This window comes from Flavobacterium sp. ACN2 (assembly GCF_002303885.1).
GTDB lineage: Bacteria > Bacteroidota > Bacteroidia > Flavobacteriales > Flavobacteriaceae > Flavobacterium.
Genome location: NZ_MRCM01000034.1, coordinates 1 through 6,022, shown reverse-complemented (window position 1 = coordinate 6,022; position 6,022 = coordinate 1). Strand labels below are relative to the sequence as shown.

The following is a 6,022-nucleotide window of genomic DNA, read 5'->3' as shown; positions in this document are numbered from 1 at the left end:
AAGAGGATAAAGTAATTTATAAGCGAGAAATATATGTACCCAAAAGTTAGATTTTTTTTATGCTGTTTTTTAATTATCGGTTTACTTGCAAGCTGTCAGCCTAAAGATACATTTGACTGGAATGCTGCTTGGTCAGCACCAAAATATTTTGCTTGTTCTCCTACTGTCGAATATTTTTATCAAGGAAAAAGCATTGCAGGTGTATCTTCAAATATTGGTAACGATCCTGGCTGGGGCATTACCAGTGGAGGTTATGTTGGTGGCGAAAAATATAAGCCTGTTCCCGATAGTATTACTGTAAATTGGCTATGTGAGGCTGATAGATATTATTATAAAGCTAGTTTTAGATTACCACGAGAAAAAATGCTTGAATTGTTTCAGAAAAAGGTAATAGATTCTTATCGTGTTCAACAAGAATACAGTCTGATTGTAGCAGGAATGGCTCCTGGAGGAAATGTCACTATTTGGATGCAGGCAGGAACTGCCAGTACAGAAATATGCAAATTTAAAACTATGAATAAAGAGATATGGAGAGAAAATGACATTGATTATAATAACTTTGAATATAAAGCCCGTCATTCAGAAACATATATAAACAGTGAGATGAATATTTTTCGCTATTTGCATGGCATTCCCTATTCTGTTTGGGAGAAAGGAGAAAAAGAATATGATTATGATATTGGGTTCACAACTGAAGAAGAAGATAAAAAAGATTATAGTATAGCCATTTCGGGCTATACAAAAGATGGAAGTGTAATATATTCAAATGAAGATCCGATTCCATACATAAAATGGAATGAGAATGTCAAGCTAAAAGTTGCAAAAGGGAAAAAGCTTCCAATACAGTTTTATATTCAATGGATATCGCAAAATGATCAAGAATGGTATGAAGCTCAAATTGTATTGCCAAATGACTTGGAGAATCAATTCATTGAGTTTCAAAAAAGATATGGCACCGACATATTTCTTATTGTAGGAATGGATAAGGTTTCGGATAATAAAACACATACATTTGGAAGGGTATGTCTTGAAAATTCTAAGGAAAAAATTGAAATAATGAAATTCAGAGCAGCTAAATTAAATGTCGAAAAGACAAGAAAAAGGAAATATGAAGTTTCAAAGTATTCTTTACCCAAAGATTTCATATTCCCTAAATGGCAGGGCAGAGAACCGATTATGTTTCCAGAGTTCGATTATTGGCAGGAAAAGTAAAGTTATGAGAAACAGTATTATAAAAGAGTTGTATTGGGATTTTATTAATTCTTCAAGCATTTGTGTAATTTTAGATATCATTGTTATCGTTTCATCCTATTCTTTGTATTATGATATACATGAACAGCTTCATCCTAATGATTTCTATTTTCATCTATGGTATCTTCTAGTTCCATTAACCTTAATAAATTTCGCAATAGGTTTTTATATAAAAGAAAAAAAAGGTTTCTTTTATGTAATGACATATATTTTATTATCATTATTGCTATTCGCAATGTTATTTTTATTCATTGGAGTTATTTTTAGTGGCAGGACATAATTTTTAATATATCCCGATAGCGCGGATTTGTAATCCGTGCCCGCAAAGACCATGAAGGTATTGTATCTGAGAATATGTATAAAGAAGATTATGAAAAAGCATTTGGAGATCCACTGCAATATGCGGGATTCAACTCAATACCTAATAGCAAAAATATAGTATTATGAAAAAAATGTTAGTTTTTTTACTTTTATTTTCATGCAATTCTAAATCAGATAAACCTGTTAAGCTAGAATTGCCAACAATTTGTATCACTGAAATAGGCTATCATGAAGCTAGATATTCGCCATCTCCTCCTGCAGTATTCTTTACTTTTAAAATAACTGATTCTATTATTTCAAAAAGAATAGAAAAGAATAAACTAACACAAGTTTTTTTATATTCAATGAGTAAAGAAGATCAAGAACATTTTCACTTTAATGCAATGGACAAAGTATATAAAAACAGAGAAAACTCATATTCGTTTTTCGTCAGAACCGCTGTTTTTTCGGTAACTTCTGTCAGAAAAAATAAAAAATGGAAAAATGATGAAATTAAAAAAATATTAAATGGAGATGTTGGGCTAGTATTTGGACTTGATACAATTAGAGTAAAAAGCTGTCCAAATAAAAAAATCATAATTGATGTAGATATGTCTTATAAAAATCCCGATAGCGCGGATTTATAATCCGTGCCCGCAAAGATCGGTTTTGTTCTCTATTTTAAATACAAAACAAAAGCTATAGGATTCTTTGTAGCTTCTGTCTTGATAATTTGTGTTGTGTCTTATTGTTGGGGCACGGATTTGCAAATCCGCGCTATCGGGATTACGTGCACCCATCTGAATATCGCCCCTATTTAAAAGATAATTATAAAATAGTTTAATTCCAAATCTCCAAAAATGAAACAATTACAAATTAAGCACCTCTTATATTTATTAATTTTTCTTTTCATATCGTGTAATCTAAAAGAAAAAAAAGAAAATTATTGTTTAAAAAAGGCAGAATATTTCCCACTATCAAAAATGCTAGTGCCTGAATCAGCAATTAAATTATATATCCAAGATAAAGACAGTGTATTGCAAAAAAGAGTAAACTTAGAAACAGCACAAAAAATACTCTTTTATTCTGTAAAAGAAAAGGACAGAAACCAGTTTCATTTAGTAACACCACAAATTAAATCATTTCAAATAAAAAATGGCATTATTACAATTTCAGTTTTAACAGCATACTTTCGTCCAAATATTTATATTGATGGAGTAAGAAAAAAAAACAAATGGACTAATGAACAAATTAAAAAAGTGATTGAAAATGACATAGGAGTTATCTTCGATAAAGATACAATTCTTATTAAAAATTGTAAATGCAAGTCATAATTTAACTGAAGGCTGTACTGTTGGCTTGATCGTCGCGCTCATAAGCACAAAATTCATGCAACCGAATTAAATTAAGTACCATTCGCAAGAGCGAGACGCTCACGCCAGCAAGAGGGTACCCAATCTAGTAAAAGGTAAACCTAAACGCCAAATTATTGACGCCTAAAAAACGGATCATGAAAAAAACTATACTACTACTTGGTATTTTTTTAACTACACAACTTACCTCTTGTCAAAAAATGGAAAATTATAAAACAGAAAAATTTGAATGGGATGGAGACGCTACAGCGCCATCCGGATATCCGATGCGGATTATATACCCTCATTCCTTTATTTTAAGTGATGGATATGAAGCTACAATACCCAACGGTAGTGAAATGGAAGATGGCTGGGAAGGTTCGGCAAACAGCTGGGCTGTGGGAGAAGCATACAAAGCAATGCCTGATAGCTTAAAAATTGCCTGGTATTCGTATACCGAAAATAAATTTTACAAAGGCAATTTTAAAATGCCTCAGGAAAAACTGTATAATCTTTTTAAGGATGGGTATCTTATTGATGGAATAGATGCAAAAAGACTTATTTATGAAGGTTATGATAAAAAAGAGCTTCATAAAGAAACCTTTAGTTCAATTACTGTCGGTCTCGCACCAAAAGGAATGGTAGTGGTTTGGGCAAGTGGGCAAAATAAAATTGAAATTGGGCGTTATCAAGCTGAAGCAGTTCTCGAAGGACCAGAAGCCGATCGCATGTGGAAACAAATAGCAGACCTAACTGATAGACCAATAGTGGTAAAAGAAAGAATGGAAATTCATTTTAGTCCTGAAGTACGGGAAGAAGTACTGCTGGACAAAATAAGTTCTAAAAGATGGGATGATTATCGCAAGCTCTATCCCTGGAAAGTTGCCTTTAATCAAAAGCTGGAAATTTATGATTTTTATGTACGATTTTATAACAGTGAAATAATTGGCAATCCGCCAACCACAGATCAAATCGCATACAATAAAAACATCTTGCAATCCAACCTTAAAGCTGTTCCTAAAAAGTTTGGCGCATTTGTTAAATCTCTAGATGGCACAAAGCACTGGCTCAGAATTGATGCCTTTGACGAACAGGAAGCACTAGACTCATTTCAAAACTTATCGAAAATTAGCCCCGATAGTGAAATTACCATGTTACTAAATGTTGATGATAGTTTTACAAAAATAAGTATCATCTTAAAAAATGACTACAAACAAATCGAACTAAAAAAATGCAAAACTAAAATTTTCCTGATAGACAAAAGAGCAGAAGAAATTTTGAAGAATCAATAAACTAAATAAAGATTATGTATTCCGAAAAAACATTAGACGACATTCATATTATATTTCCATATCAAAGAAAGTATGAATATTATATAGTTATAAATAATCAAACAGAAGCAAAGTTTATATTCAATCGAACTTTGAAGTTTGAAGATGAAATAATGGTAATGTATATAGATTCTTATGGTAATTTAATGTCAAACAATAAAAATTTAAAAATTACAATTGACAAAAGTGAAACAGTACAATTTAAGAATTGTAGACAACAAGTCATCTTAAGTAATAACTTGACAGTTACAATATTGCCAATGAAAGACATTCAGGAAATTGCTAATAATACATTTTATCTTGATCATCAACGCTACATTGTAGATTTTGTGAATCTGATAATAAAAGAGGGTAATAATATATTACCTCTCTTTTTTGTTTAGAATTTAAATAGAACCCCAATAGCGCGGATTTCTAATCCGCACAATCACGAATAAAGGAAATATTAACTAAAAAAAGAACTTATGAAATCCATTAGTTTTATTGTTATAAAAAAATTATTATTCTTTACACCATTAATATTATTTGTGAGCTGCTCCTCTAATAAAATCGATAAAGATAAAATTATAGGTTCTTGGTATTTTGTGCGTTATACCGATAAATCTTTTTCAAAATCAGAATTATATGAGTTTGAAGAAAAATTCGGAAATCCACCAGAAGGTTGGATAAATAATTTCAATTATACCTTCAAAGCAGATAACACGTATGAATATAAGATTTATGGTGTTTTAACCAACAAAGGAATATACTCAATCTATCAAGATAGTCTAATAATATTAGATGATAAAATGGAATCAAAAAAAGATACTTTGAATATAGAGTTTTTAGATGATAAGTTTTTACAAGTCAGTAAAAGTAATTATGGGACAGAAAGATTATCCATATACTTCAAAACGGATTACAAATTTCCTGAAATTAAAGTAAATAAATAAAACCGAAGAGCGCGGATTTGCAATCCATGCCCTCAAAGATCGGTATGCTTCTCTATTTTAAATGCCAAACAAAAGCTGTATGATTCTTTATAGCTTCTTTCTTGATAATTTATGTTGTGTCTTACTGTTGCGGGCACGAATTGCAAATCTGCGTTATCGGGAAAATAATATTTAAGAATTATACTACTTTTTATACTATTAAACCAACTTCTTTTTTAATATATTTGCGATTCCTAAATTACAGAATTATGATACTTAAAAAACTTCTTGCCCATGTGGTATGGTGGCGGCATTGGAAACAACCGTAACGCTTCTGTAAGCGTAGGACACCTTAGCTACATGGGTTTTATATTTCCTAAATTACAGAGTTATGAGTACCAAAACCCTTTCAAAAGAAGCCGAAATCGGTCTAATGAATTTCTTCAACGACAGAATTGACCCACTCGATATGGCGAGAGCCATAAGACAGGTAAATCTAACCCTCGCATTGGGCGTTCTAAACGATCAAGAAAACATTCAGTTGAACGCTGCCAAACTTGGAGACAGCTTCTATTGGCTCAATGAACTAGCCGAAATTTTAGATCCTTATCTGGATTTGGAGTAAAGGTTTGTTCTTTTTGAAAAAAAAATTAAAACCCTTGGTCTTTGAAAAAAGATTGAGGGTTTTGTTTTTTTGATTTATTTAGGGAAAATACCGTGTAAATACTTGTTGCTGTTGATTGGTTTATTATTAAACTTGTTGCAAACATTATTTTGGCAATTATGGTTTTCCGTAAAAGAATTAATTTAAAAAGACTAATATTTGTTTTAATAATTTAGATTATATTCAACAAATTTTTTATCGTTCATTTTAAAG

The 6,022-nt window shown here is 31.1% G+C and carries 7 protein-coding genes; all 7 read left to right on the top strand.

All coding sequences use genetic code 11. The features are described from left to right. Positions 1 to 33 precede the first annotated feature (33 nt). The 7 genes from BSF41_RS23390 to BSF41_RS23360 all read left to right on the top strand — a co-directional run bounded on the left by BSF41_RS23390 (position 34) and on the right by BSF41_RS23360 (position 5,770). Positions 34 to 1,212, top strand: coding sequence for a DUF2931 family protein (locus tag BSF41_RS23390; protein WP_095931890.1), 1,179 nt, complete (start codon positions 34 to 36; stop codon positions 1,210 to 1,212). 482 nt (positions 1,213 to 1,694) lie between these two features. Continuing rightward, entirely contained in the window at positions 1,695 to 2,198 is a 504-nt protein-coding gene (locus BSF41_RS23385) for a hypothetical protein (protein WP_095931889.1), read from the top strand. 213 nt (positions 2,199 to 2,411) lie between these two features. Continuing rightward, positions 2,412 to 2,885, top strand: a complete 474-nt coding sequence (locus BSF41_RS23380; RefSeq protein WP_095931888.1) for a hypothetical protein — start codon at positions 2,412 to 2,414, stop codon at positions 2,883 to 2,885. A gap of 176 nt (positions 2,886 to 3,061) precedes the next feature. Then, positions 3,062 to 4,195, top strand: a complete 1,134-nt coding sequence (locus tag BSF41_RS23375) for a DUF2931 family protein (RefSeq protein WP_095931887.1) — start codon at positions 3,062 to 3,064, stop codon at positions 4,193 to 4,195. A gap of 14 nt (positions 4,196 to 4,209) precedes the next feature. Continuing rightward, the gene (locus tag BSF41_RS23370; RefSeq protein WP_095931886.1) at positions 4,210 to 4,617 is read left to right on the top strand and encodes a hypothetical protein; all 408 of its coding nucleotides are present in this window, start codon (positions 4,210 to 4,212) and stop codon (positions 4,615 to 4,617) included. A gap of 81 nt (positions 4,618 to 4,698) precedes the next feature. Further along, positions 4,699 to 5,166 carry a hypothetical protein gene (locus BSF41_RS23365; RefSeq protein WP_141248185.1) on the top strand — a complete coding sequence of 156 codons (468 nt, stop codon included), beginning with the start codon at positions 4,699 to 4,701 and terminating at the stop codon, positions 5,164 to 5,166. A 370-nt stretch (positions 5,167 to 5,536) separates the two neighbouring features. Further along, positions 5,537 to 5,770, top strand: coding sequence for a hypothetical protein (locus tag BSF41_RS23360; protein WP_095931884.1), 234 nt, complete (start codon positions 5,537 to 5,539; stop codon positions 5,768 to 5,770). Positions 5,771 to 6,022: the final 252 nt, after the last annotated feature.

Bases quoted from the DNA above. Each gene is read 5' to 3' on its own strand.
- BSF41_RS23375 (WP_095931887.1), top strand. From the start codon at position 3,062: ATGAAAAAAACTATACTACTACTTGGTATTTTTTTAACTACACAACTT.
- BSF41_RS23365 (WP_141248185.1), top strand. From the start codon at position 4,699: ATGAAATCCATTAGTTTTATTGTTATAAAAAAATTATTATTCTTTACA.
- BSF41_RS23390 (WP_095931890.1), top strand. From the start codon at position 34: ATGTACCCAAAAGTTAGATTTTTTTTATGCTGTTTTTTAATTATCGGT.
- BSF41_RS23380 (WP_095931888.1), top strand. From the start codon at position 2,412: ATGAAACAATTACAAATTAAGCACCTCTTATATTTATTAATTTTTCTT.
- BSF41_RS23385 (WP_095931889.1), top strand. From the start codon at position 1,695: ATGAAAAAAATGTTAGTTTTTTTACTTTTATTTTCATGCAATTCTAAA.
- BSF41_RS23370 (WP_095931886.1), top strand. From the start codon at position 4,210: ATGTATTCCGAAAAAACATTAGACGACATTCATATTATATTTCCATAT.
- BSF41_RS23360 (WP_095931884.1), top strand. From the start codon at position 5,537: ATGAGTACCAAAACCCTTTCAAAAGAAGCCGAAATCGGTCTAATGAAT.